At 65.4% G+C, this 22,529-nt stretch carries 20 protein-coding genes and 1 pseudogene; 2 read left to right on the top strand and 19 right to left on the bottom strand.

Features of this window, described 5'->3' with window-relative positions; translation table 11 throughout:
- Window positions 1–2: 2 nt before the first annotated feature.
- Both NQ152_RS12740 and NQ152_RS12735 read right to left on the bottom strand, forming a co-directional pair.
- A complete protein-coding gene (locus NQ152_RS12740; protein WP_257524262.1) occupies window positions 3–1,502 on the bottom strand; it encodes a CoA-acylating methylmalonate-semialdehyde dehydrogenase in 1,500 nt (499 codons plus the stop codon).
- A 120-nt stretch (window positions 1,503–1,622) separates the two neighbouring features.
- On the bottom strand, window positions 1,623–2,705 hold the full coding sequence (locus NQ152_RS12735) for an MBL fold metallo-hydrolase (protein ID WP_257524261.1): 1,083 nt from the start codon (window positions 2,703–2,705) through the stop codon (window positions 1,623–1,625).
- 190 nt (window positions 2,706–2,895) lie between these two features.
- On the opposite strand from NQ152_RS12735, the gene NQ152_RS12730 reads away from it, so the two are divergent.
- Entirely contained in the window at window positions 2,896–3,840 is a 945-nt protein-coding gene (locus NQ152_RS12730) for an SDR family NAD(P)-dependent oxidoreductase (protein WP_257524260.1), read from the top strand.
- Entirely contained in the window at window positions 3,840–4,829 is a 990-nt protein-coding gene (locus NQ152_RS12725; protein WP_257524259.1) for a ketopantoate reductase family protein, read from the top strand. The genes NQ152_RS12730 and NQ152_RS12725 overlap by 1 nt, the downstream gene beginning before the upstream one ends.
- Here the strand turns inward: NQ152_RS12725 and NQ152_RS12720 are convergent.
- From NQ152_RS12720 to dctP, 17 genes and pseudogenes are all read right to left on the bottom strand, one after another.
- A complete protein-coding gene (locus tag NQ152_RS12720) occupies window positions 4,787–5,992 on the bottom strand; it encodes a hypothetical protein (RefSeq protein WP_257524258.1) in 1,206 nt (401 codons plus the stop codon). The genes NQ152_RS12725 and NQ152_RS12720 overlap by 43 nt on opposite strands.
- Window positions 5,985–6,233, bottom strand: coding sequence for a hypothetical protein (locus tag NQ152_RS12715; protein WP_257524257.1), 249 nt, complete (start codon window positions 6,231–6,233; stop codon window positions 5,985–5,987). The genes NQ152_RS12720 and NQ152_RS12715 overlap by 8 nt, the downstream gene beginning before the upstream one ends.
- A 57-nt stretch (window positions 6,234–6,290) precedes the next feature.
- Window positions 6,291–6,449 (bottom strand): annotated as a pseudogene (locus NQ152_RS17380) (zinc ribbon domain-containing protein); the annotation flags it as partial.
- A gap of 49 nt (window positions 6,450–6,498) precedes the next feature.
- Complete coding sequence (locus tag NQ152_RS12710; protein WP_257524360.1) at window positions 6,499–8,151, bottom strand: AMP-binding protein; 1,653 nt, start codon at window positions 8,149–8,151, stop codon at window positions 6,499–6,501.
- Window positions 8,148–9,086 (bottom strand): oligopeptide/dipeptide ABC transporter ATP-binding protein, encoded by a 939-nt coding sequence (locus NQ152_RS12705; protein ID WP_257524256.1) that lies wholly within the window; start codon window positions 9,084–9,086, stop codon window positions 8,148–8,150. The genes NQ152_RS12710 and NQ152_RS12705 overlap by 4 nt, the downstream gene beginning before the upstream one ends.
- A gap of 158 nt (window positions 9,087–9,244) precedes the next feature.
- Window positions 9,245–11,134: a dipeptide/oligopeptide/nickel ABC transporter permease/ATP-binding protein gene (locus NQ152_RS12700; protein WP_257524255.1), complete on the bottom strand. Its 1,890-nt coding sequence runs from the start codon at window positions 11,132–11,134 to the stop codon at window positions 9,245–9,247.
- A gap of 83 nt (window positions 11,135–11,217) precedes the next feature.
- Window positions 11,218–12,162: an ABC transporter permease gene (locus NQ152_RS12695; RefSeq protein ID WP_257524254.1), complete on the bottom strand. Its 945-nt coding sequence runs from the start codon at window positions 12,160–12,162 to the stop codon at window positions 11,218–11,220.
- 22 nt (window positions 12,163–12,184) lie between these two features.
- Window positions 12,185–13,780 (bottom strand): ABC transporter substrate-binding protein, encoded by a 1,596-nt coding sequence (locus NQ152_RS12690; protein ID WP_257524253.1) that lies wholly within the window; start codon window positions 13,778–13,780, stop codon window positions 12,185–12,187.
- A gap of 371 nt (window positions 13,781–14,151) precedes the next feature.
- A complete protein-coding gene (locus tag NQ152_RS12685; protein WP_257524252.1) occupies window positions 14,152–14,496 on the bottom strand; it encodes an NIPSNAP family protein in 345 nt (114 codons plus the stop codon).
- A gap of 52 nt (window positions 14,497–14,548) precedes the next feature.
- The gene (locus tag NQ152_RS12680) at window positions 14,549–15,292 is read right to left on the bottom strand and encodes an ABC transporter ATP-binding protein (RefSeq protein ID WP_257524251.1); all 744 of its coding nucleotides are present in this window, start codon (window positions 15,290–15,292) and stop codon (window positions 14,549–14,551) included.
- Window positions 15,285–16,043: an ABC transporter ATP-binding protein gene (locus NQ152_RS12675; protein ID WP_257524250.1), complete on the bottom strand. Its 759-nt coding sequence runs from the start codon at window positions 16,041–16,043 to the stop codon at window positions 15,285–15,287. Before NQ152_RS12675 ends, NQ152_RS12680 begins: the two co-directional genes overlap by 8 nt.
- Entirely contained in the window at window positions 16,040–16,930 is an 891-nt protein-coding gene (locus NQ152_RS12670) for a branched-chain amino acid ABC transporter permease (protein WP_257524359.1), read from the bottom strand. The genes NQ152_RS12675 and NQ152_RS12670 overlap by 4 nt, the downstream gene beginning before the upstream one ends.
- Window positions 16,930–17,814 carry a branched-chain amino acid ABC transporter permease gene (locus tag NQ152_RS12665; protein WP_257524249.1) on the bottom strand — a complete coding sequence of 295 codons (885 nt, stop codon included), beginning with the start codon at window positions 17,812–17,814 and terminating at the stop codon, window positions 16,930–16,932. The genes NQ152_RS12670 and NQ152_RS12665 overlap by 1 nt, the downstream gene beginning before the upstream one ends.
- Window positions 17,815–17,887: 73 nt before the next feature.
- Window positions 17,888–19,045 (bottom strand): ABC transporter substrate-binding protein, encoded by a 1,158-nt coding sequence (locus NQ152_RS12660; protein ID WP_257524248.1) that lies wholly within the window; start codon window positions 19,043–19,045, stop codon window positions 17,888–17,890.
- A gap of 171 nt (window positions 19,046–19,216) precedes the next feature.
- Window positions 19,217–20,698 (bottom strand): TRAP transporter large permease, encoded by a 1,482-nt coding sequence (locus NQ152_RS12655; RefSeq protein WP_257524247.1) that lies wholly within the window; start codon window positions 20,696–20,698, stop codon window positions 19,217–19,219.
- Window positions 20,682–21,284 carry a TRAP transporter small permease subunit gene (locus NQ152_RS12650; protein WP_257524246.1) on the bottom strand — a complete coding sequence of 201 codons (603 nt, stop codon included), beginning with the start codon at window positions 21,282–21,284 and terminating at the stop codon, window positions 20,682–20,684. The genes NQ152_RS12655 and NQ152_RS12650 overlap by 17 nt, the downstream gene beginning before the upstream one ends.
- Window positions 21,281–22,519, bottom strand: a complete 1,239-nt coding sequence (dctP, locus tag NQ152_RS12645) for a TRAP transporter substrate-binding protein DctP (RefSeq protein ID WP_257524245.1) — start codon at window positions 22,517–22,519, stop codon at window positions 21,281–21,283. Before dctP ends, NQ152_RS12650 begins: the two co-directional genes overlap by 4 nt.
- Window positions 22,520–22,529: the final 10 nt, after the last annotated feature.

Genomic DNA, 22,529 nt, shown 5'->3' with positions numbered 1-22,529 from the left:
CGTCAGTGCATCGTCGGGATGACGAAGCTCGCGCCTTCTTTGATTCCCGAGGGCCAGCGGCTGGTGACCGTTTTGGTCTTCGTGTAGAAGCGGAACGCGTCGGGTCCGTGCTGGTTCAGGTCGCCGAATCCGGACTTCTTCCACCCGCCGAACGTGTGGTATGCGATCGGTACGGGGATCGGCACGTTGACGCCTACCATTCCGACCTCAACGCGGGCCGAGAAGTCGCGTGCGGCGTCGCCATCGCGGGTGAAGATCGATACGCCGTTGCCGAACTCGTGATCGGTGGCCATCGCGAGTGCCTGTTCGTAGTCGTCTGCGCGGGCGATGATGAGCACGGGTCCGAAGATCTCCTCACGGTAGATCGTCATGTCGGTCGTGACGCGATCGAAAAGCGTGGGTCCGAGGTAGAAGCCGTTCTCGTGCCCCTCGACGATATATCCGCGACCGTCGGCGAGGAGCTCCGCACCCTCGTCGACGCCGAGCTGGATGTAGCCCTCGACGCGCTTCTTCGCCTCGGCCGTGACGAGCGGGCCGTAGTCGCTGCCCTCCTCGAGCGCGGGACCTACGGTGAGGTACCGGACGCGCTCGGTGAGCCTCGCCGCCAGCGCATCGGCGGTCTCGGCCCCGACCGGAACCGCGACAGAGATCGCCATGCATCGCTCACCCGCCGAGCCGTATCCGGCCCCGATGAGGGCATCGGCGACCTGATCGAGATCGGCGTCGGGCATGACGATCATGTGGTTCTTCGCACCACCGAAGCACTGCGCGCGCTTGCCGTTCGCGGCGGCCGTGGCGTAAATGTACTGGGCGATCGGAGTCGACCCGACGAAGCCCACAGCCTTGACGCGCTCGTTGTGCAGGATCGCGTCGACGGCTTCCTTGTCGCCGTTGACGACGTTGAGAACCCCGGCCGGCAGACCCGCCTCGAGGAAGAGTTCCCCGATCCGCAACGGCACCGACGGGTCGCGCTCGGACGGCTTGAGTATGAAGGCGTTGCCCGCCGCGAGCGCCGGACCCGCCTTCCACAACGGGATCATCGCCGGAAAGTTGAAGGGCGTGATGCCCGCGACCACCCCGAGTGGCTGACGCATCGAGTAGACATCGATACCCGTCCCTGCCCCGGTCGTGTACTCGCCTTTAAGTAGATGGGGGGCGCCGGCCGCGAACTCGATCACCTCGACCCCGCGCTGGATGTCGCCCTTCGCGTCGTCGACGGTCTTGCCGTGCTCACTGGCGAGCAGCCGGGCGATGCTCGGAGTGTCCTTCTCGATCAGCTCCAGGAACCTCAGCAGCACGCGTGCACGCCTCTGCGGATTCCATGCGCCCCACTCGCGCTGCGCCTCCGCCGCATTCGCAATCGCCGCCTCGACCTCGGAGGTGGATGCCAGGGGCACGCGCGCCTGAACCACGCCCTCGCTAGGATCCCACACATCCGCGAATCGGCCAGACGTGCCGGTGACATGAACGCCGCCGATGAAATGGGTGAGTTCGCGAGTCATCTGCGACATCCTTCTCCCGCGCCCCTATCGGCGCGCCGTTGATCGTCCGTAACAGCAGGTGATCATTTATACTGCACTCTGCATGCAATGTGTAAATACACTAGCACGGCCCTCCGACAATCAATCGGTTACTTGACAACTGCCCTCGATGCACGTCGAGCGCCTCACGCGATCGACGTGCATCGCCGTTTGAGCAAGGGCGGACATCACTCTCGGCCCGCGCAGGTTCTCCCAGCCTTGAGTCCACTCCAGTCGGCTGGCGATCTCCCACACAGACCGATGCGGCGACGCGTCGAGCAGCAGCGCGACCTGCTCCGCGCGTTCGCGATGGTGGGTCTCGACCTGCGCGCACCGTTCGGCGAGCCCCGAGAAGCGGAACTCGTGGCCCGGGCACGCTTCGTAGTCCCCGAGTGCAGCGACCGCAGCGAGGGACGCCAAATAGTCACCGACAGGATCGTCGCCCGCGGACCGGCTTCCCAGGCCGATACCAGGATTGGTCACGGGGAGAAGATGATCCCCCGTGAAAACCAGTCCGGCTTCGTCCTCGACCAACGCGAGATGCCCCGCGGTGTGTCCGGGAGTCTGCAGCACTCTGAGTGCTCGATCGCCGACCTGGAGCACTTCGCCGCCCGTCAGCACTCGATCGACGATGAAGTCCTGCCCTTCGGCGACTGGCCATGCCGCCGCGAGGCGAATCTCCTCGCGGTACTCGGGCGGCACCGACCATTCGACGAGCAGGGCGAGGATGGAGGCACCGTCGATGAGTGTGCGGTTTTCCTGCATGGCTCGGAGATCAGCGATATGCATTCCCACCGTGGCCCCGGTCTCCGCGCGAATCCGAGCCGCGAGACCCGAGTGGTCTGCGTGCACATGGGTGAGCATCACCGACGCAACGGCAGCGATCGAGTAGCCCATCTCGTCGACCGCAGCGACGAGAGCCCGCCAGTTGGCGTCCGTCTCGAGTCCGGTGTCGACGATGTGTATGTCGCCTGAGCCGCCCTCGATCAAGTAGCTGTAAGAGAAGGGGATCTGCGGGTATGGCATGGCCAACGCCACCGCGAATACCCCAGGGCGCACCATCTCCAGAGGGGGAAGATCGCCATCCTGGAATGCCCTCCGCTGGCTCTCACTCGTCGCGCGCATCGCGCCCGTCCTCCACCGCAACGAAGGGTCGACGAAGCCGGCGACGGGCAGCCACCGCATCGGACGCGCGCGTGTTCGTTATCACATCAAATTCCTAGATCTTTATGCATGTTGCATACTACATGTCTAAAGCGATGCAACGTGATATAATGTCATTACCCATGATCACTCTTGCATGCAACATGTAGATTGGGCTGATGCTCAACAAGACACGAAGAAGTGCCGAAGTCCACCGGCGGAACGGCACAACATGATGCTCACCGGCAAAGTCGCCGTCGTCACGGGATCCGGTGGTGGTGCAGGTCGCCACACGGCACGAACGCTCGCGGCGAACGGCGCGAAGGTGGTCGTAAATGACGTCCGCGACGGCGCAGCAGAGGCAGTCGCCGACGAAATTCGAGGTGAGGGCGGTGATGCTGTCGCGGTCGATGCATCGGTTGCCGACGTCGAGGGCGCGGCCGCTATCATCGACACCAGTGTGAACGAGTTCGGCCGCATCGACATCCTCGTGAATAACGCGGCCATCCTGCGCAGAGGTCTCGTGCACGAGACACCGATCCAAGATTGGGATGATGTCATCGCGGTTCACCTGCGAGGCACGTTCTTGTGCTGTCGTGCTGCCGCGCCTCACATGATCCGGGCGGGTGCCGGCCGAATCATCAACACGACATCGACGGCTGCGCTCGCCGCCGTGCCGGCGACGTCCTCGTACGCAGCGGCCAAAGCCGGCATCATGACGCTGAGCATGCTCCTCGCAAAGGAACTCGCCTTCCATGGGGTGACCGTCAATGTCGTGGAGCCGCTGGGTGGTGCAGGAGGCAGTTCGCTAGGCACGAGCCCGCTCACCGACATGGCGCAACGGGTCCGACTCGCGTACGGCTGGTCATTCCCGCCACGCGCCGCAGATGCGCCGCCGCCTCCGGAGGCGCGGATTCCGACAACTGTAGGGTCGCTGATCGCCTACCTCTCGTCTGACGTCGCCGAGTACATTAACGGACAGGTAATCGGCGTGACGGACTCGAGCCTGCGACTTTGGTCACCGTACTCGGTCGCGCAGACGCTGCACGTCGGCTCCGACGTGACATCCGAGACGCTGAAGAATGTCTTCCCTACGACACTGGGACTCGGCCTGTCAAACGATGTCCCCACACTGCCACAGCTCCGCTCCGACACGCCGAGCCGGACGGAGCGCTGATGCACTACGTGGTCTACGGCGCCGGGGCCGTCGGCGGAGTCGTGGGCGCACGCCTTGCGGACGCAGGCATCCGAGTCACCCTCGTTGCGCGCGGCGGACACCTCGAGGCAATCCGCGCAGACGGTCTCACGCTCGAGTCCGTGAGTGGCAGGACGCGCCATCGCCTGGATGCGTTCCCCTCCGCGGAACATGTCAGATGGGCGAGCGAGTGCACCGTCTTGCTCGCCGTGAAAAGCGATCAGACCGCGGCAGCGCTCGACGATCTGGCCGCGTTTGCGCCGCCAGAAACGACAGTGGTCGCGATGCAGAACGGCGTCGCGAATGAACGGCAGATCTCGCGACGGTTCGACGGCACGTATTCGTGCTTCGTGATGATGCCGTGCGCGCATCTCGAACCAGGTGTCGTCGTCGAGCAGTGCCATCCGATACCGGGGATCATCGACGTCGGCCGCTATCCGAGCGGTAGAGATCCATTCGTCGATTCGCTCGCGTCCGACCTCGTATCCGCCGGCTTCGCCGCCGAGTCCCGCTCCGAGATCATGGCGTGGAAGTACCGGAAGCTCCTCACCAACCTCGGCAACGTGGTGCAGGCGTGTTTTCGGCCCGGGCACGCAGCAGACGAGCTTGCGGGCCTGGCAAGGGAAGAGGGCGAGGCTACGCTCCGCGAAGCCGGCATCGCCGCCGTCAGCGAGGACGAGGATCTGAGGCGACGCGAAGGGATTCTGCGAGGATGGGCACGCCCTGATGCCTTCGGGTCATCGTGGCAGAGCCTTGCGCGCGGGACCGGCAGCCTCGAAGCCGACTATCTCAATGGGGAGATCGCGCTAATGGGTCGCTTGCATGATGTGCCGACGCCCGTCAACCGCAGCCTTCAACTCGTCGCACGCCGCGTCGTCATCGACCGCGTCCACCCGCGGACGATGGACGCGGCCTCGCTGCTCGACTCCTATCGAGCCTCACCCGTCAGCAGGACAGCGGCCGGATCGTGATAGAAGCTCCCCACTCCCAGGAGTGCTGTCTGCGCGCCCGGCACCTGACGATCCCCGCAGGTTCCGCGAAGCTGGCGCACGGCCTCTGCGTAGTAGTTGAATCCGCCGGAGCGACCCTGCGACAGGTTTCCCCCGTTCGTCGTGACAAGCGTGCGTCCCCCTAGCCGGAGGATATCGTTCTCCGCGTCCCACGAAGACCTGAACAGGTCCTCCGCCTCACCGGGCCCGCAGAAGCCCGCGGCCTCCGTGAAGCTGACGGCGCCGACTGTGTAGCCGTCGTACGGGAAGAACAGATCCATCTCGTCCACCGTGAGATCCGTGCGGTCCCAGAGGCCCTCCATCGCGGGCCATGGAGTGAGCTCGGTCCAGCTGAGCCCGTTCTCGTAGAATTCACCCACACGAGTGCCGCCGAGCGACATGGCGTCGATGTACACGGGATTGTTCGGTAGATCTTTCGCCCGTTCGGCGGTCGTCAGCACGAGGGCTTCGCCCACGTCGACGGGCACGTCCATGTCGAGCATCTGCATCGGCGCCCAGATCTCGCGCGACTGGTAATAGTCATCGAGCGTTATCGGTGTGCGCATGATCGCGTTCGGGTGCTTGACTGCATGAGATCGGTTGTTGACGGCGATTCGTCCGAACACCTCTTTGCTCGCACCGTAGTCATGCATGTAGCGCCCCACCCAGCCAGCGTACGGCTCGCCTGAGTGGTGCCATCTCTGCGCGATGTCGGTGTTCCGCCACGTTCCGGCTCCGGTGAGCACGGCGGCCCTCCGCCGGTATGGGTCGTTCGCCGCCGATTGCGACATCTCGGCACCCCGCCGGTAGGACTGCACGATGAGCACTGTGTCGCACAGTCCGGTGGCGACAGCTTGCGCGGCGTAGACGAAGCATGAGCCGAGCCAGCCGTTGAGCACCCAGGTCGTCTTCTCGATTCCCAGCGCCCCCTGAAGCGCAAGATAGGTGGCTTCGCCGACAGCGAATGTATCGCGCCCGGATCCGCAAATGCCGTCGATTTGCGACCGATCGATCCCGGCATCCTGGATCGCAGCCGTTGCCGCCTCGAGTCCGAGGCCGAGGTGTGTTTTTTTCGCATCTCGTGCGTAGCGGGTGGAACCGACGCCGACGACGGCGACCTGATTCCGGATCGGATTCCTAGCCAATTGTGGCCTCCTCTTTCAGATCGATGGGACGAAAGGCGGGGCTCAGCAGCCCCTGCCGAGGCACCCATGTCAACTCGACGTCCATGTCGTGCCGCAGGTCGTCGTACGCGACGCCGTCGACGGTCGAGACGTAGCGCAGGCCCTCCTGCTCAGCCAGCTCGACCGCGACCAGAATGAGGCCGGTGCCGAAGCTGCGGCCCGCCTCGTCGTTAGCGCGAGCCTGCTGAACGCGAGTGAACATGAAGAGCTTCCCTCGCCCGCTCACCTCGGTCGGTGTCAGGGACCATGACCAGCAGACCGGGCAGAGCGGTCGGTGGGGGTACACCCAGTGACCGCAGTCGTCACACCTGTTGATGAGTAGTCTCTGCTCGAGTAGTCCTCGATAGTGCTCGATGTTGTCGTACGTGATCGGAACGTCGGGGAACGCTTCGAATACCTCTGTCTCAGTAGCCGACATGGCACATCCTCGGTGTCGTGGGTCTCTACTTGCAACTCCTGCTCGCGTCTCAGGCATCCGCCGCCACCGGAGCGTTCTGGAGGGCAAGCTGCTGAATCCGCACGCGGTCGTACTTGGCGTTCCCGAGCACGGGCAGCGATTCGACGATCTCGATGTCTCGCGGAAGCTTGAAGCGCGCGAGGCGCGCACTCAACCACTCGAGCAGAGTGGTCCCGTCGAGGTCCTTCTCCTGATGTAGGACGACGTACGCTCGGCCGATCTCGGTCTTCCGCTGGTCTGGGACGCCGACCACGACGCAGTGCAGAACCGCATCGTGCTCGACGATCGCACGCTCGACCTCCTCGACCGACACGTTCTCGCCCCCGACCTTGAGCATCAGTTTGAGGCGCCCCTCGAAGGTGACGTATCCGTCCTCGTCCATCGAGATCAGATCCTCGGTGTGCACCCACCCGTCCTCGTCGATCGCCTTGGCGGTCTCCTCCGGCAGTTTCCAGTAACCGCGCATAACGTTGCCCCGAATCCACGCCTCGCCGATCACGCCTCGTGCGGCCTCCTGCCCCGTTTCGATGTCAACGACCTTGACCTCGTTCCCACGGAGTGCGCGACCGTTCGTCGCCGACTGCCGCTCCATCGGATCCTCGGGGCCGCATAGTGTGGCGGCAGCCATCGCCTCCGTCTGACCATACGGATTGATGATCAGGCGGAGATTCGGCATCAGCTCCTTCATGCCCTTGCCTCCGGGACGGCTGATCTGAACCGACGAGAAGTCGCGCCCCGCCTGCAGCGCGACCGTCACGAGTTCGTTAGCGAGGATGCCGAACATTACGGTCGCGCGCTCAGACTCGATCAGCTCTCCTGCAAGCTGCGGATCGAACGCCTCGGTGAAGACGAGCAAGCCCCCTACTGCCTGCATCGTGTGGATGCCCCACATGCTGCCGCCGCTGTGGAAGAAGGGCATCGAGCTGAAGAAGATGTCGTCGGAGGTCAAACCTGCTCGCTCGCTGTGCGCTCTGCCCCACACTTCGATCGCCCCTTGCTCGAGCATGACGCCCTTCGGCCGACCCGTGCTTCCCGAGGTGTATTTGATAATGGCGAGATCGTCGCCTCCGACGCTCGCGCTGATGGCTTCGGCTGCGGCCGACGACGCGCTATCGCCCGCCGCCAGCTCGTTCCACTGGTGCAGGTTCTCGTAGCTGGCGTCCGATGACCGCTGAAGGACGACAATATTTCGAAGCTCCGGAAGCTCCGGACTCCAGAAGCCACTACGCGGCGCCGTCCTGATCTCCGGAGCAATGCTCGCGATCTCCTCTACGAAGTCGATCCTTCGGAATCGATCGAGGATGACCAGGTGACGCGCCTCGGATTGCTTCAGGAGGTACGCGACCTCGGGCGCCTTGAGCCAGGTGTTGAGCGGAACGAGTGTCGCACCGAGTCTCAGCACCGCCAAGTAGGTAAGGATCCATTCGGGCCGGTTTGTCATCCAGATCGCCACTCGGTCACCGCGGCGGACTCCGATGCTGTACAGGCCCTCGGCTAGCCGACTGGCCTGGTCGGCGACGTCTGCATAGGTTAACGACCGCCGTCGGTGGTCGTCGTCGACCTGGAGGTATGCGATTTTGTGAGGATCGTTCGCCGCGTTCTCCGCAACTGTCTGCCAGACCGATCGCTTCCGCGCTGCGACGAGGTCATCGTCCAAATTCACGTTGAGATTCCTTTCTGCGGCGCCGCCAGCTCGAGGACGGACCTGCCCTCGAGCTTCGGCCCCGTGGTGTGCAGGTGACAGTTCACGATCACTCCTTGATCGTTCACGTACGGAGGCGGGGCCTCTTCCTGACAGATGTCCATCGCGAACACGCATCGCGTGCGGAAACGGCACCCGGACGGCGGATCGATCGGAGACGGAGACTCTCCCGAAACGACGATCCGCTTGCGTGCGCGCTGCGTGACGGGGTTCGGGACGGGCACCGCCGACAGGAGCGCCGCGGTGTAGGGGTGGCAAGGCGCCGTGTACACGGCCTCTGCCGGTCCCTGCTCGATGACACGGCCCAGCTGCATGACCGCGATCGAGTCGCTGACGTGGCGCACGACCGAGAGATCGTGCGCGATGAACAGGCAAGCGATCCCGAGGCGCTTCTGCAGATCCGACACGAGGTTGATCACCTGGGCCTGGGTGGACACGTCCAGAGCAGTGACGGGCTCGTCGAGCACGAGGAGGTCGGGTTCGACAGAGAGCGCCCGCGCCATCGCCGCTCGTTGTAGTTGCCCTCCCGAGAGCTCACCCGGATACCGGTCGGCGAGTTCGGCTGAGAGACCGACGAGTTCGAGCAGGACCACAACCCGCGGCTTGTGTCTGCTGTGCCCTCCGCCGAGGTGCGTTCGCAGCGGTTCAGCGATGCTCCGGCCGATGGTGCTCAGCGGATCAAACGAAGAGTATGGGTCTTGGAAGACCATCTGCACGTTCTGCCGGACGGTGCGCAACCGCCCGCCGCCCAGAGTGGTGATGTCCCCGCCGGCGATCTGGACGGTTCCGCTGGTCGGGTCGATGAGGCGCGTCACAAGTCGGGCGACCGTGCTCTTGCCCGAGCCGGACTCGCCGACCAGACCGAGGGTCTTGCCCCGCTCCACTGCGAGGTCCACTCCCGACACAGCCTCGAGGTACTTCTTCCCACGTCCGAAAAGGCCGTGGCTGCGAACTGGGAAGCGCTTTGTCAGGCCGACGGTGTGCAGCGCGATATCGGCTTCTGCCGTCTCCCCCACAACGTCGGCCCCCCGGGTCGTTCCTTCGTCGGTCCGCATCATCGGGCACCGTTCAGCGCGAGGTCCTCGGAACGGACGCAGCGCACGTGTCCGTCTGAGACGTCGGCGAGCGGGATCGCGACGGTGGCACACTCCGAGATGGCAAAACGGCACCGGGGGTGGAACCGGCACCCGGTCGGCATCTGTCCAGCGATCGGCACGTTGCCGGGAATTACCGTGAGCTGAGCTGATGTCCTTCGCTCCAGCTGGGGCATCGCCCCCAGCAGTCCCTCCGTGTACGGATGCTTCGGCTCCGCGAAGAGGTTGAAGACGGGGCGCTGCTCTACGAGCTGACCGGCATACATGACAGCGACCTGATCGCACAGGTCCGCAACCACGCCCAGATCGTGCGTGATGAACAGAATGGCCATCCCGAGCTCTTGTTGGAGTCGACGAAGCAGATCGAGGATCTCGGCCTGCACCGTCACATCCAGCGCTGTCGTCGGCTCATCGGCGATGAGCAGGGCGGGCCGGTTTACGAGTGCGAGGGCGATCATGACGCGTTGACGCATACCGCCCGAGAGCTGGTGGGGATAAGCAGAGAAGCGCTCGTGGGCGGCGGGGATGCCGACCATCTCGATCATCTCGATCGCGCGTGCGCGAGCAGCCTTTCGTGGCACTCCGTGCACGACCTGTGCCTCGACGAGCTGGTCTCCGACGGTGAACGCCGGGTCGAGGCTGCTCATGGGATCTTGGAAGATCATCCCGATCTCCTTGCCGCGCACGGCCCGCATCTCATCCAACGACAGGTCGAGCAGGTTCCGACCGCGCAGTTCGATGCGGCCTTCGGCGATGTGCGCCATGTGTGGTGGGACCAATCGCATCACCGAGAGAGACGTCACGCTCTTGCCTGAGCCGCTCTCGCCGACCAGACCCACGATCTCACCTGGGCGGATCGCCAAACTTACGTTGTCGACGACGCGGCGGGTGCTCTTGTCACCGCTCACGAAGTCGACGCTGAGCCCCGTGATCTGCAGCAGACTCTCGGTTGTCGACGCAGCCAAGACAGACCGATCGCGTCTGCGACGCGCAATCGAGGAATCAACGGACGTCAACCCACGTCTGGCACGACGATTCGCGCTCTGGCGCCGGCTGACACCGAGGACATCTCGCAGCCCATCGCCGAACACGTTGAACGCGTACACGGTCGCAGCGATCGCTATCGCGGGTGCCAGCACCTGCACGGGCTCGATGAAGAGGGCTGTGTCGTAACTGCGTCGGAGCATGTTCCCCCACGTCGGGGTCGGCGGTGGCGCGCCCAGCCCGAGGTAGCTCAGGGCGGCCTCGGCGAGAAGCGCGGCGCCCATGACATACGTCGCCTGGACGATCACAACGGAGCGGACGTTCGGCAGCAGCCGACCGAGCATGATCCGGTGCGCCGGGGTGCCGATCGACAGCGACGCTTCGATGAAGGTCTCCTGCCGCACCGCGAGAGCCTGCCCGCGGATCACACGGACCAGTCCGGGCGCCATGACGACGGCGAGTGCCAGGACCGTGTTCGCCACCCCAGGCCCAAGCACGCCCGCGATCGCGAGTGCGAGCACGAGGGCCGGAAAGCTCAGGGCGGCGTCGACAATGCGCATGATGACGTTGTCGACGCGCCCGCCGCGATAGCCGGCCACGAGCCCAAGCGGCAGCGCGATCACGAACGCGAGAGCGGCGACAGCGACGCTGACGACGAGAGAAACTCGCGTCGCAAAGATGAGTCTGCTCAGGACGTCGCGGCCCAGGTCATCGGTCCCCAGCCAGTGAACAGCGGAAGGACCCGCGAGGACATACGCACGATCGCGAAACTCTGGATCGTAGGGGGCGAGAAGCGGCGCGGCCACGGCGACGACCACCAGCAGCACCAGGAAGATCGCTGAGCCCACCGCAGCGGGGTGCTGCAACAGCCTCTGCCACTGCGCGTTTCCCCCACTCCGGCGTCTAGGAAGACGCACTCCCGTCGTCACTGTCACAATTCCAGCGCTCATCACGACACCTTTATCTTCGGGTTGAGGAAGCCGTAGCTGATGTCGACCAGCAGACTCATCAACATGGCTGTGACGACGAAGACGAGCGTCACCGCCTGGATCACAGGCAGGTCCGCCCGCAGGATCGCCGTGAGCATGTAGGAGCCGAGCCCCGGAATCGCGAAAATCTGCTCGATGATGACGGTTCCGCCCAACAAGTAGCCGACCTGCACACCCAGGACGGTGACCGCGGGGATTGCTGCGTTCTTGAGTCCATGCTTCATGACGACGAGCCGCGGAGAAGCTCCTCGCGCCCACGCCGAGCGCACATAGTTCGAATCAAGCACGTCCATGAGTGCCGCCCGGATCTGGCGGACGAGAATCGCCGCCATGTGCAGTCCCAGGGTGAGCGCTGGCAGGATCATGAACCTCAGCCAGCCCAGAGGAGAACTCCAGAAATCGGCATAGCCAGACGTCGGCAGCCAGCGGAGATTCACCGCGAGGATCATCACCAACAGGATTGCAAACACGAAGTTCGGAATCGCCAGACCGAGAGTGGCGACACTGCGAGCGATGCTATCGATCCAGGTGTTCGGCCAAATGCCGGCAGCCAGGCCGAGCGGGACAGCGATCAGCAGACCACATACGGCCGCCGCGATCGCAAGGCCCAATGTCACGGGCAACCTACTTGCGATCTGGGAGCTGACCGACTCGCTCCCATACAGTGACAATCCGAAGTCGAGCCGGAGGACCCCAAACAGCCAGTATCCGTACTGGACAACAAGAGGTTCGTTGAAATGGTATCGCTCACGCACCTCGGCGACCTGTTCTGGTGTCGCCTCGGGACCGGCGATGAGAAGCGCCGGATCACCGGGCACCAGCGCGATCAATAGGAAGACCGCGAAGGAGACGACGACCAGAACAGGAATCGCCGAGATGACGCGACGACCGATGAATTTCAGCATTTCCTGCCGTCCGTCCGACCCACTACTTCCGCATGGAGAAGCTGGTGAGGTCAGGTTGCCCGAATGAGCTGAGCTGGAACGTGAACCCGGGGTTGGCGACCACCTTGTCTGTGTGTGCCTGGAACTCCGACAGCGAGTAGAACCACCACGTGGGGAGGTCGTCGCTGAGCGTCTGCAATGCGGCGGTGTAGGCGGCGTCGGTCTCGGCCTCCGTCGCGTCGATGGACCGGGTGATGGGGAAGTTGTCCGTAAACCCGGCACTGTCGTACCCGCAGAAGTTCAAGGGCGTTCCCGGCAGGAACGACGCGTGAAGGGGCCAGGTGGTTCGGAACACGGCGATGTCCGGCTGCGTCTCGTTCAAGGTGAGCGGGTTCTGGTACGGCTCGATCTCCACGTTCAGCCCGACCTCCTGAAGCCTCGACTGGATCAGCTCGGCGGTGGCGATGTAGACCTGCTCACGTGAGTCGGTACCCAGCCGGATTGTAGTGCCCTCCGATACCCCCGCCTCTGCAAGAAGTTCCTCGGCCAGCTCTGGGTCGAACTCGTACCGGTCCACCAGACCGGGGACCGCGTGCGACGAGTTTGGCGGCACCGGCAGTTGGGTCAGCGCGCCCTGCCCCGCGAAGGTGAGCTCGTTGATCTCGACTGGATCCAAGGCGTGCACGACCGCCTGTCGTGCCTCGAGGCTGTCGAACGGCGCCCGCGTCGAGCAGAACTGAATCCCCATCGTGTAGAGCGTTGGCAGCGCGGTGACTTCGAGGCCGCGCCCCTCTGCCGCAGGGATGTCTGTCGCGGAGATTCCGGCCATGTCGATCGTGCCGCCCGCGAGAGCTGCCAGGCGCGGCGAGCCGGCCGCGGTCTGGATGAACTCAAAGCCTCCCACCGGCTGCCGATCCGGGTTCCAGTAATCCTCGAACTTCGTCAGCACCACTTTCTGGTTCTCCACGTACTCGACGAATTGGTAAGGCCCTGTCCCGACCGGGTTGTCGCGGAAGTCTTCGCCCGCAGCGTCCGCGGCGGCCACAGCAGTCGGGGACACAACGCCCAAGCCAGACAGCGACTCCATCAACAGGCGGTTTTTGTACTCCCCCGCAACTGGGGACGCGAGGTTCACTCGCAGCTCAAGCTCGCCGAGCACCTCGAAGGACTGTAGGGCTCGCAGCGCCGGATTAGTGATGTTCTCAGGCCCGATCCCGATGAATCGTTCCCACGAGTACTTGACGGCCTCGGCGTTGAACGGGGTTCCGTCCTGAAACAGCACGTCATCACGCAGCGTCAGGATGAAAGTACTCGCGTCGGGGAACTCCACCTCTGTCGCCAGTCCCGGCACCAGGCTCCCGTCCGGTGTCTCGTAGAACATGGTGTCGTAGATCAAATCCATCCACACCCGGGTGCGAGAGTGACCGCGGAAGTCGATGGGGTCGGTGATGAACCCCACCGCGGCGAAGTCATCCCCGTACTTCAACACCCCCGCCGGATCGAACTCTGACGCCCCAGCGTCCCCGCCGTCATCCCCGCCGCGATCGCCGGCCGACGCACACGCTGTCAATGCGAGGGCCGCGATGATCGCAACAGCGACCCCCGCACGCCGACGCCGCTTCCTTGCGGTCCAGAACATAACTGCCTCCATTGGCGTCAGTAATCGCAGGAATACTGCTCCGATCAACATCCTTGACGTGATCGTGGTACTCTTTATATGTTACATGCAACACATTACACTGTGGCCATGGCATCTAGTCAAGTCCCGCGCTTATTACATGCAATACGTCTTCCGTATAGGGTCTGTCCGTGTTCGCGCAGTGCCGCCCCGTCGAGCGAGCTCTCGCCGAGGCGCAACCTGATGTCACGCGTAGACCGGACGCGCAGAGCATGCGAGTGAGCCTCATCGACCACGTCGCCGAGAACCCACCCGCCCGACCTGCGGTCCGCTACAGGCGAGCGAGACGATGCGCTCGCATGTAGCCTGCGACCCTGCGCGGCCCGTCTTCCTCAGCAGCTCTCCGCGCCCGTGACTCGAGCGGCCCCGGGGAAGGGGATGTCAGCCGCGTCGAGCCGCTGGGATCGCACGCTCAGGGTGAGGGCGCCGTTGTGCTCGGACTCTGCCCGCGCCTGCGTCCATCGCGCGTCGGCACGCAAGGCGTTCCAGTTGGCATCCGGATCCCCTCTATGGCGTAGCAGATAGACGAGCACCTCGTCATCGTCCTGGGCCACCCAGTAGCCGAGGCTCGTCATTCCGTGTTGCTCGAACAGCCATACCGAGTGGTCTTTGAAGCGAGCGACGAGATCCGTCATCCGCCCGGGCGCCGCGTTGTACGTCCGCAGTTCATAGGTCATGGTCGATCCTCCTGTCGTGAGCGCCTCGAAGTCGACGACGTCTCTCCGTGCATCACGGCTCCTCGACCCCCGGGGGCGCGTCTACGTCCAGCGGCGTCTCGCCGAGGAAGGCGCGCACCAGGCTGGCGCGGGACCGCGCATCATCGGCCGGCCCGGAAAAGGCGACCTCGCCGCGGACGACGACGACGACGTCATCCGCCACCCGCATCCCGACATCGGCGTTCTGCTCCACCATGAGCACGGCGATCCCCGAATCGGCGATCGCCCGCACCGAGGCGATCACCTGGTCGACGATCGCCGGGGCGAGACCCATCGAGGGTTCGTCCAGGAGCATGACCCGTGGTCGCGCCATGAGTGCGCGACCGAACGCGAGCATCTGCTGCTCACCACCGGAGAGCAGGCCGCCTGCACCAGAGCGTCGCTCTCGCAGGATGGGGAACATCTCGTAGACGCGATCCAGATCGGCCGCGAGATAGGACTTCGGCGCGGAGTATGCGCCCATCCGCAGGTTCTCATCGATCGTCAGCCGCGAGAAGATCCTGCGTCCCTCGGGAACCAGCGACAGCCCCTCGGCGACGATACGGTGCGCGGGTCGGCCCAGCACTTCGGTGCCGTCCAGCAGCACGCTGCCGCTCGTGGCGCGCTGGAGTCCGCTGATGGCGCGCAGCGACGTGGTCTTGCCGGCGCCGTTCGTTCCCAGCACCAGTGTGATGCGCCCCGCGCTCACCGACGCGCTGAATCCCCGCACGGCCTGGGCGCGCCCGTAGCTGACGTGGAGGTCACTGACCTCAAGCATCCCGACTCCCCTTCGCCTTGCCGAGATAGGCCTCCTGCACGCCCTCGTCCCTGACCACGTCCTCGGGCTTTCCCGACGCGATCAGCCGGCCGAAGTTCATCGCATAGAGGTAGTCGCACGTGTCGACCATCATCTGCACGTCATGCTCGATCAACAGCTGCGTCAGCCCCTCGGAACTCAGCCGAGTCAGGAGTTCGCCGATCTCCGCGCGTTCGTCGCGGTTCATGCCCGCCGTGGGCTCGTCCAGCAGCAGCAGACGGGGCTGGCTCGCCAGCGCGCGGGCGATCTCGACGCGTCGCTGCGCCCCGTACGACAGCTCGTCGGGGTAGTTGGCGAGCAGGTCGCCGACGCCTATCCGCTCGATCGCCTGAGCCACGTCCTCGTCCCGCGAGCTCCGACTGCGACCGCGCCGCGGCACGTCGACAGCGAGCCTGATGTTGTCGAGCACCGTACGATCCGCGATGAGGCGAACGGTCTGGAATGTACGCGCCACACCGAGTCGTGCGACCCGGTGAGGCGAGACGCGCGAGTACGACGAACCTGCGAAGAGGAGGTCGCCGCGAGTGAGCGGCGCAAGTCTGGTGATCGCGGCCAGCAGCGTCGTCTTCCCCGAGCCGTTGGGCCCGAGAATCCCGAAGATGTGGCCGTGCGTCAACGAGATCGAGATACCGTCGACGGCCTTGATGCCGCCGTAGTGCACGGCGACATCGACCGTCTCGAGCACCGGGGCCGCGGCGGAGATCGGGCTCATGTGATTCTCACCTCCTCGGCGCGGATCGGATCGGGAACGGGCGCTCGTCGCGACCTGCTCAGACGACGCCGCAGCAGCACGATCGATCCCCAGATGCCGCCGGGAAAGAAGATCGCCGCGAGCGTGACGATGATCCCGTAGACGACGGTGCGCCACTCCCCCGCGACCGAGAGCAGGGCGGGCAGCCACGTGAAGATGACTGTGCCGATGAGCGCGCCGATCCATGACCGGGCCCCGCCGACGATCACGACGGTCAGCGCGAGGACCACGAGGTGGAACCCGAGATTCTCTGGTGAGATGGTGGTGCGCAAGAGCACCTGCAAAGCGCCGCCCAGGCCCGCGACGACCCCACTGATGACGAAGCTCGCCCAGCGGAAACCGGCGACGGGGATTCCCAGCGACGCGGCCAGCGCGGGGTCGGTGCGCACGGCATCGATGCGCCGTGCGATGCCGCCGCGCTCGAGGAACACGAAGGCGGTGATCACCAGTGCGAGGATGACGCCCAGGTGCCAGAGCTCTATGCGTCCCGCGGCGCCGAAGAGCCCTACGTGGCCGCCCGTGAGGTCCTTCAGGTTGCCTGCCAGGACCGCCACGATGAGATCGAACGCGACCGTCGCCATCGCGAGGTAGAGACCGTTCAGCCTCTGCAGCACGAGCCCCAGGAGCGCGCCGACGAACGCGGCGACGAGCACGCCCAGCGACACGGCGGTCCACGTGTCGAGTCCGAACTTGACCATGGCCATGCCGGCCGTGTATCCCCCCACTCCGAACAGTCCCGCCCCGGCGAAGGAGAAGACACCCACGCGCATCGGCAGCTGAAGACTCAACGCCAGCAGAAAGGTCGTGACCGTCCCCTGGATGAGGACGGTGTTCGCGGCGATCCACATCACGCCCGCCTCACCTCCTTACGACCGAAGATGCCCTGGGGGCGCACGAGGAGGATGATGAAGATGATGCCGAAGGCGACGGCGTTGGCCCAGCCGCCGTATCCGGCCAGGGTCACGTAGGTCTCGGCCAGCGCGAGCACGAGGCTTCCCACCACCACCCCGAGCACGCTTCCGACCCCGCCCAGGACGATGATGGCGAACGCCTTGATCAGGAAGACGTCCCCGGTGGTGGGCGCCATCGTCACGAGATGGGCGGTGAGCAGGGCTCCGGCGAGGCCGCCCAGGAGACCGGCGAACGCCATCGCTCCGACGGCGAGCCGGGCCTCGTCCACTCCCATCAGGCGCGACGTGTCGGCGTCGACGCCGATAGCCCGCAGCGCCAGGCCGGTGCGCGATCGCTTGATCCAGATCGCCGTCCCGATGCTGATGACCACGGCCAGACCCAAAATCACCGCGCCGGTCAGGGAGACCCGCAGCCCCGCGAACTGAAGCACCGGATTCTGCTGGGTGACCGCGAACCCGAACGGCAGCGACTTGGTGAAGAGAGCGGCGATCCCGACGAGGATCGACGCGACGCCGATTCCCCCGATGATGATCTGGGTCTCGGCGGCGCGATGGTCGGCGGCCCGCCGCAGGATCGGCGCGAACACCCCGAGTTGAAGGAGGGTCGACAGCACGACCCCCGACGCCCCCGCGATGACGACGTACACGATCAGCGGCACGGACACCGCCGTCCCCACGAGGTAGGCGGTATACGCCGAGAACATGAACAGCGCACCGTGCGCGAAGTTCAGGATGCCGAGGGTCCCCCACGTGATCGACATCCCCAGCGAGAACAGGACATAGATGGATGCCAGGATGCAGACGTTCAGCAGGTCTTGCACGGTCGGTGCGCCTCTCGATGAGAATGGATCCGTCGTGAGCGGGGATCGGGCGACGCACCCGATCCCCGTGGTCTCACTCCGCGATGATCTGCTCGGTTCCGTCCCATTCCACGACGGTACCCACACCCCGCGCATCGTTCGAATTCTCGAACGTCAGGGGCCCCTGCGCCCCCTCGAATCCTTCGTCGGCGACCGCGACCAAGCCCTCGGCCACGGCGGACGGCTCTGAGGAGTTCGAGTGTTTGACCGCGCGTGCGATCCACCACGTCTGGTCGTAGGCCTCTGCGGCATAGGTGTCCGGAAGCTCACCGAACTTCTCCTCGAACGCCGTCGTGAACTCGGCGGGCACGCCTTCCGGGATGGCATAGGTGAACCCGGTGACGAAGCGAAGGCCCACGCCCGCATCGCCGATGGAGGCGAGCTGGGCGTCGGTCATGGAGTTGGCCGAGTAGAACTGACCAGTGAAGCCCGCCTGACGCGCCTGGACGACGGCGGTGGGGACCTGCGAGCCGGTCATGATCTCGAGGACCGCGTGGGGCTCGCTCGCGGCGATCGTGCTCGCCGCCGCCTGGAAGTCTGTGGCGGAGTTCTCGAACTCGAAGGTGCCGAGGATCTCGATGCCCGCCTCGTCGAGCAGTTCGGGCAGCACCGCGGTGGCGAGCTCGTTGTACGTCGGGATCCCGTTGGTGAGGATCGAGACGGTCTCGATGCCGCTCGCCTTCATGTTGTCCACCGCCGCCGCCCAGATGGACTCCTGAGGAGCGCTGGCGCGGAACTGCAGGTTGCCGCTCTCCAGCAGTCCGCCGACGCCTGACTGCGTGTAGACGATGGGGATGCCGGCGTTCTGTGCGATCGGCGCCACGGCGAGGGCCTCATTGGAGACCTGGGGACCCAGGATGGCCGAGACCCCGCCGCCGGCGATCGCCGATGTGAGCTGCGATGCCGCGGTCTGGGGATCGAAGGCACTGTCGTATTCGGTGATGTCGATCGTGACCCCCTCGCCGAGGAAGCCCGACGATTCGATCTCCTCGATGGCGAGCTCTGTGCCCTTGGCGGCCGACAGCCCCGTATAGGCGACCGGCCCCGTGGCGTTGCGGACGGCGACGAGCTTGATCTCCGACGCGATCCCCCCCTCACTCGCGCCAGGATCCGGAGCGGATTCGCCCGAGCATGCGCTCAGCGCCAGCCCGGAGATGGTCAGCACCACGGCTGCCACTAGTGTCCGCCGCATACGACTCGTTCGGATTGTCAGCACCATCACTCCTTCGTGATCACCTGGGGGTCACCCTTTCGTGGCGGCGGGACCGCTCAATCATCCCCAGGAAGATTTAACTGTGTTACATGCAACATACATGAATCCCGTGGCTCGTGGGCGTCCTCCACGCGCCCCGCAAGCTCACCCTCAGCCGTATTGCAGGTGGGGCAGCCATGTCACGATCTCGGGGAAGAGAATGAAGAGGGTCAGCAGGATGAGCATCGCCGCGATGAACCACAGCACGCCGATGTAGACGTCGTTCATCGTCGACTTGCGGCCCATGTTGATCTTCGGATCGCTCATCAGCTGATTCACCACGAACACCAGGAGTCCGACAGGTGGACTGACGATCGCGATCTCGGCGAGGATCACCGCGAAGACGCCGAACCAGAGCAGATCCACCTCATAGGCCAGAAGCGCCGGCGTCAGGATGGGCAGCGTGATGAGCATCATCGCGAGGGGCTCGAGGAAGGTGCCGAGCACGAGATAGATCAGGATCAGCAGGAAGAGGAAGGCGACCTTGGACAGGTTCGAGTCCATGACGAAGCCGATGAGCAGGTGGGTCGCGCGGCTCATCGACATCATCCGAGCGAGCACGTCGATCGCCGTCAGTAGCAGGAACAGTCCGGCCACGGTCGGGACCGTCCCCATCGCACTGTCCTTGACGATCCGCCAGAGATTGCGGAGGCTGCGTCCGTCCTTGGTGCTGAGCCACCCCGCCAGAACCGCGGTGAGGGCGCCGAACGCGCCGGCCTCGGTCGGAGTGAAGACCCCGCTGAACAGGCCGCCCAGCACCACCAGCACGACCAGCGCCGCCGGGACCACGCCCAGAAGGGACTGCCATCGTGTCTTCCACGTCACCCCCGTCATCTCGACGGGCGGAGCCAGCGAGGGATTCAGCGCGGACCGGAAGACGATCACGACCCCGAAGGCCACCGCGATCAGAATGCCCGGAACGACGGCCGCAAGCAGCTGGGGGCCGACGGGCACCTGGACGATGCCCGCATAGATCACGAGGAGGATGCTCGGCGGGATGAGCTGACCGAGCGTGCCGGCCATGGCCACCGCGCCCGTGGCCAGACGCGGTGAGTACCCGGCCCGCATCATCTCGGGCAGGGCGATTCGGCCCAGGGCGTAGGAAATGCTCACCGAGCTGCCGCTGGCAGCGGCGAGTCCCGCCCCCGCGAAGTTCGTTCCCAGCGCGAGCCCGCCGGGGAGCCGGCCGAGCCACTGTCGCGCGGCGACGAAGGCCCTCTCCGCGACGCCGGAGTGCCAGAGGGCGATGCCCATGAACACGAACATCGGGATCACGCTGAGCGACCACTTCGCCGAGCCGGTGTAGGCGAGCTCGCCGATGGTGGTGGCGAGCACCTGGAATCCGCCAAGCTTCCACAGTCCGACCGATGCGGCGCCGATCATGGCGAAGGCGATGGGCACGCCCGTCATCATGAGCGTGAGCATGAGGCATATGACAATCGTGCCGGAGAGCTCGCGCGGCATCGGCACCGTGAGCAGACCGCCCAGGATGATGACGCTCACCCCCAGCCAGACCCAGAAGGCGAAGCGGGGCCGAGCGGGTCCTGCGGTCACCCCGGGGGCCACTCCGGCGTGCTCAGCGGCGACGGTCATGAGCCACCTCCCCGTCGAGCTCCGCCAGGATCTCCTGCTCCTCGATCGCCCCGTCGCGCAGCCGCGCGCCCCGCAGGACCCGCTGGATCGTCGCCGCCGTCTGCCCTAGCAGCAGCAGGAGCCCGATGACCACCACTACGCGGAACGGCCACAGCGGCACGTAGATCACGGCGGGCCGCATCTCCAGGATCGCGACCGAGCGCGCCGCGCTCATCCATGCGTAGGCGGTCATCATTCCGATGACGAGGCCGCCGATGCCGAAGCCGACGACGTCGGCGATCCTGCGACTGCGTCCGTGCAGGCGCTCGACCGAGAGCGTCACCCGCAGGTGCTCGTTCTTCAGCTGCGCGTACGCGACGGCCAGGTAGACGATCGTGGGCATCCACATGAAGCTCACGATCTCGAGCGTGGCGGGCAGAGGGTGGTTGAAGACCGCGCGGCCGATCACGTCGGCGACGATGTGCAGGCCCATCAGCACCGTGGCGACGGCGGCGACGCCCGCCGCGCCCCGGGTGAGCGCGTCGACCGCGCGCACCCATCCCGGCGCCCCGAGGCCGGGAGCCGTCAGCCCCGGCAGATCGCTCATCGGGCGCGATGCTCGGCGACGGCGTCGAGGTAGGCCTCGAGGTCGAAGTCGGGTAGGGCCAGGTAGGCATCGCGGATCGACTCGGCGTCGAGATCGTGAGCGGTCGCTCCCACCCCGTCCAGCACAGCGGAGTACTCCTCCAGCAGCGCCCGGTACTCCGCGATGAAGGCCTCGGGGTCGTCGAGAGTCGATGGGGCATTCGCTGCGAGGTTCTCGACGCGCTGGTCCTGATGCTCGAAGATCACGTCGTTCAGATCGCTCGGGTCGTGCCACTCGACGTTCTCGAGCCCGGCGATCTCGGCCCGCGCCGCGATCTGGTTGGCATTCCACTGCCAGAGGGCATCCGCCATCGTGGCCTGCACGATCTCCTGAGCCTCTTCGGGCAATGCGTTCCACTCGTCGAGGTTCATGATGAAGATGGCCGTGGAGACGGGGGCGCTCATGTTGACGGGGGTGAAATCGGTCACGAACTCCATGACTCCCTCGTCGATGAAGGAGGCCTCTGTACTCGCCCAGCAGTCGATGACCCCGCGCTGCATCGCCTCGTAGACCTCGGTCAGCGGGATGCTCGCCGGTACCATGCCGATCGACGCCAGCTCGCCATTCCAGATTTCGGAGTTCGATCGAACTGTCACCCCCGCGGCATCGGCGGGCGTCTCGATCGGCTTGGTGCATGCCAGGCGGTAGGGGCCGGTGTTGGCGACCGAGAGGACCTTGACGTTCTGCGCCTCGAACTCGGCGTTGAGCGCCTCGTTGGACTCGAAGAGATCCTGCGTGGCGGCCGTGCCCACCGTCATCGATGCCGGGATCTCGTGGGGAAGCTCGTTGCCGAGCCCTTCCATCCAGTAGGTAATCGGCGTCTCGGTGGGGTTGTAGAAGGGTGTGACGAAGCCGATGCTCGCTATCCCCGAGCCGACCCCGCCGAGCACCTCGTTGCCTGGCAGCAGCTCACCGGAAAAGTAGTTCTCGACCGTGATCTTGCCGTCGCTGCGCTTCTCCACCTCCTCGCCGAAGTACGTCTGCGCACGCCCGAGGGCGCCCGCCGCCGGAACGTTCGTGGTGAACGAGAGCTTCACGGGCGTCATGTCCCCGAGTCCCCCGCCCTCGCCGGAGGGCTCGGCCTCCGATCCCGCGCCCGCGCACGCGGTGAGCGCGAGCAGTGTGGCGGCTGCGACGGACGTCGCGAGCACGCGACGAAGCCGGGGACGTTGGTCGTACGGGCTGGATGTTGCCATGGCGCTGACT

This window comes from Microbacterium sp. zg.B48 (assembly GCF_024623505.1).
Classification (GTDB): Bacteria; Actinomycetota; Actinomycetes; order Actinomycetales; family Microbacteriaceae; genus Microbacterium.
The sequence above is the reverse complement of the archived record's forward strand: the minus strand, read 5'-3'. Positions and strand labels throughout refer to the sequence as shown.

Coding starts and splice junctions, on each gene's coding strand:
- NQ152_RS12740 (WP_257524262.1), bottom strand. CDS start 1,502: ATGACTCGCGAACTCACCCATTTCATCGGCGGCGTTCATGTCACCGGC.
- NQ152_RS12735 (WP_257524261.1), bottom strand. CDS start 2,705: ATGCGGTGGCTGCCCGTCGCCGGCTTCGTCGACCCTTCGTTGCGGTGG.
- NQ152_RS12730 (WP_257524260.1), top strand. CDS start 2,896: ATGATGCTCACCGGCAAAGTCGCCGTCGTCACGGGATCCGGTGGTGGT.
- NQ152_RS12725 (WP_257524259.1), top strand. CDS start 3,840: ATGCACTACGTGGTCTACGGCGCCGGGGCCGTCGGCGGAGTCGTGGGC.
- NQ152_RS12715 (WP_257524257.1), bottom strand. CDS start 6,233: ATGTTCACTCGCGTTCAGCAGGCTCGCGCTAACGACGAGGCGGGCCGC.
- NQ152_RS12695 (WP_257524254.1), bottom strand. CDS start 12,162: ATGCTGAAATTCATCGGTCGTCGCGTCATCTCGGCGATTCCTGTTCTG.
- NQ152_RS12690 (WP_257524253.1), bottom strand. CDS start 13,780: ATGTTCTGGACCGCAAGGAAGCGGCGTCGGCGTGCGGGGGTCGCTGTT.
- NQ152_RS12685 (WP_257524252.1), bottom strand. CDS start 14,496: ATGACCTATGAACTGCGGACGTACAACGCGGCGCCCGGGCGGATGACG.
- NQ152_RS12680 (WP_257524251.1), bottom strand. CDS start 15,292: ATGCTTGAGGTCAGTGACCTCCACGTCAGCTACGGGCGCGCCCAGGCC.
- NQ152_RS12675 (WP_257524250.1), bottom strand. CDS start 16,043: ATGAGCCCGATCTCCGCCGCGGCCCCGGTGCTCGAGACGGTCGATGTC.
- NQ152_RS12670 (WP_257524359.1), bottom strand. CDS start 16,930: ATGTGGATCGCCGCGAACACCGTCCTCATCCAGGGGACGGTCACGACC.
- NQ152_RS12660 (WP_257524248.1), bottom strand. CDS start 19,045: ATGCGGCGGACACTAGTGGCAGCCGTGGTGCTGACCATCTCCGGGCTG.
- NQ152_RS12655 (WP_257524247.1), bottom strand. CDS start 20,698: ATGACCGTCGCCGCTGAGCACGCCGGAGTGGCCCCCGGGGTGACCGCA.
- NQ152_RS12650 (WP_257524246.1), bottom strand. CDS start 21,284: ATGAGCGATCTGCCGGGGCTGACGGCTCCCGGCCTCGGGGCGCCGGGA.
- dctP (WP_257524245.1), bottom strand. CDS start 22,519: ATGGCAACATCCAGCCCGTACGACCAACGTCCCCGGCTTCGTCGCGTG.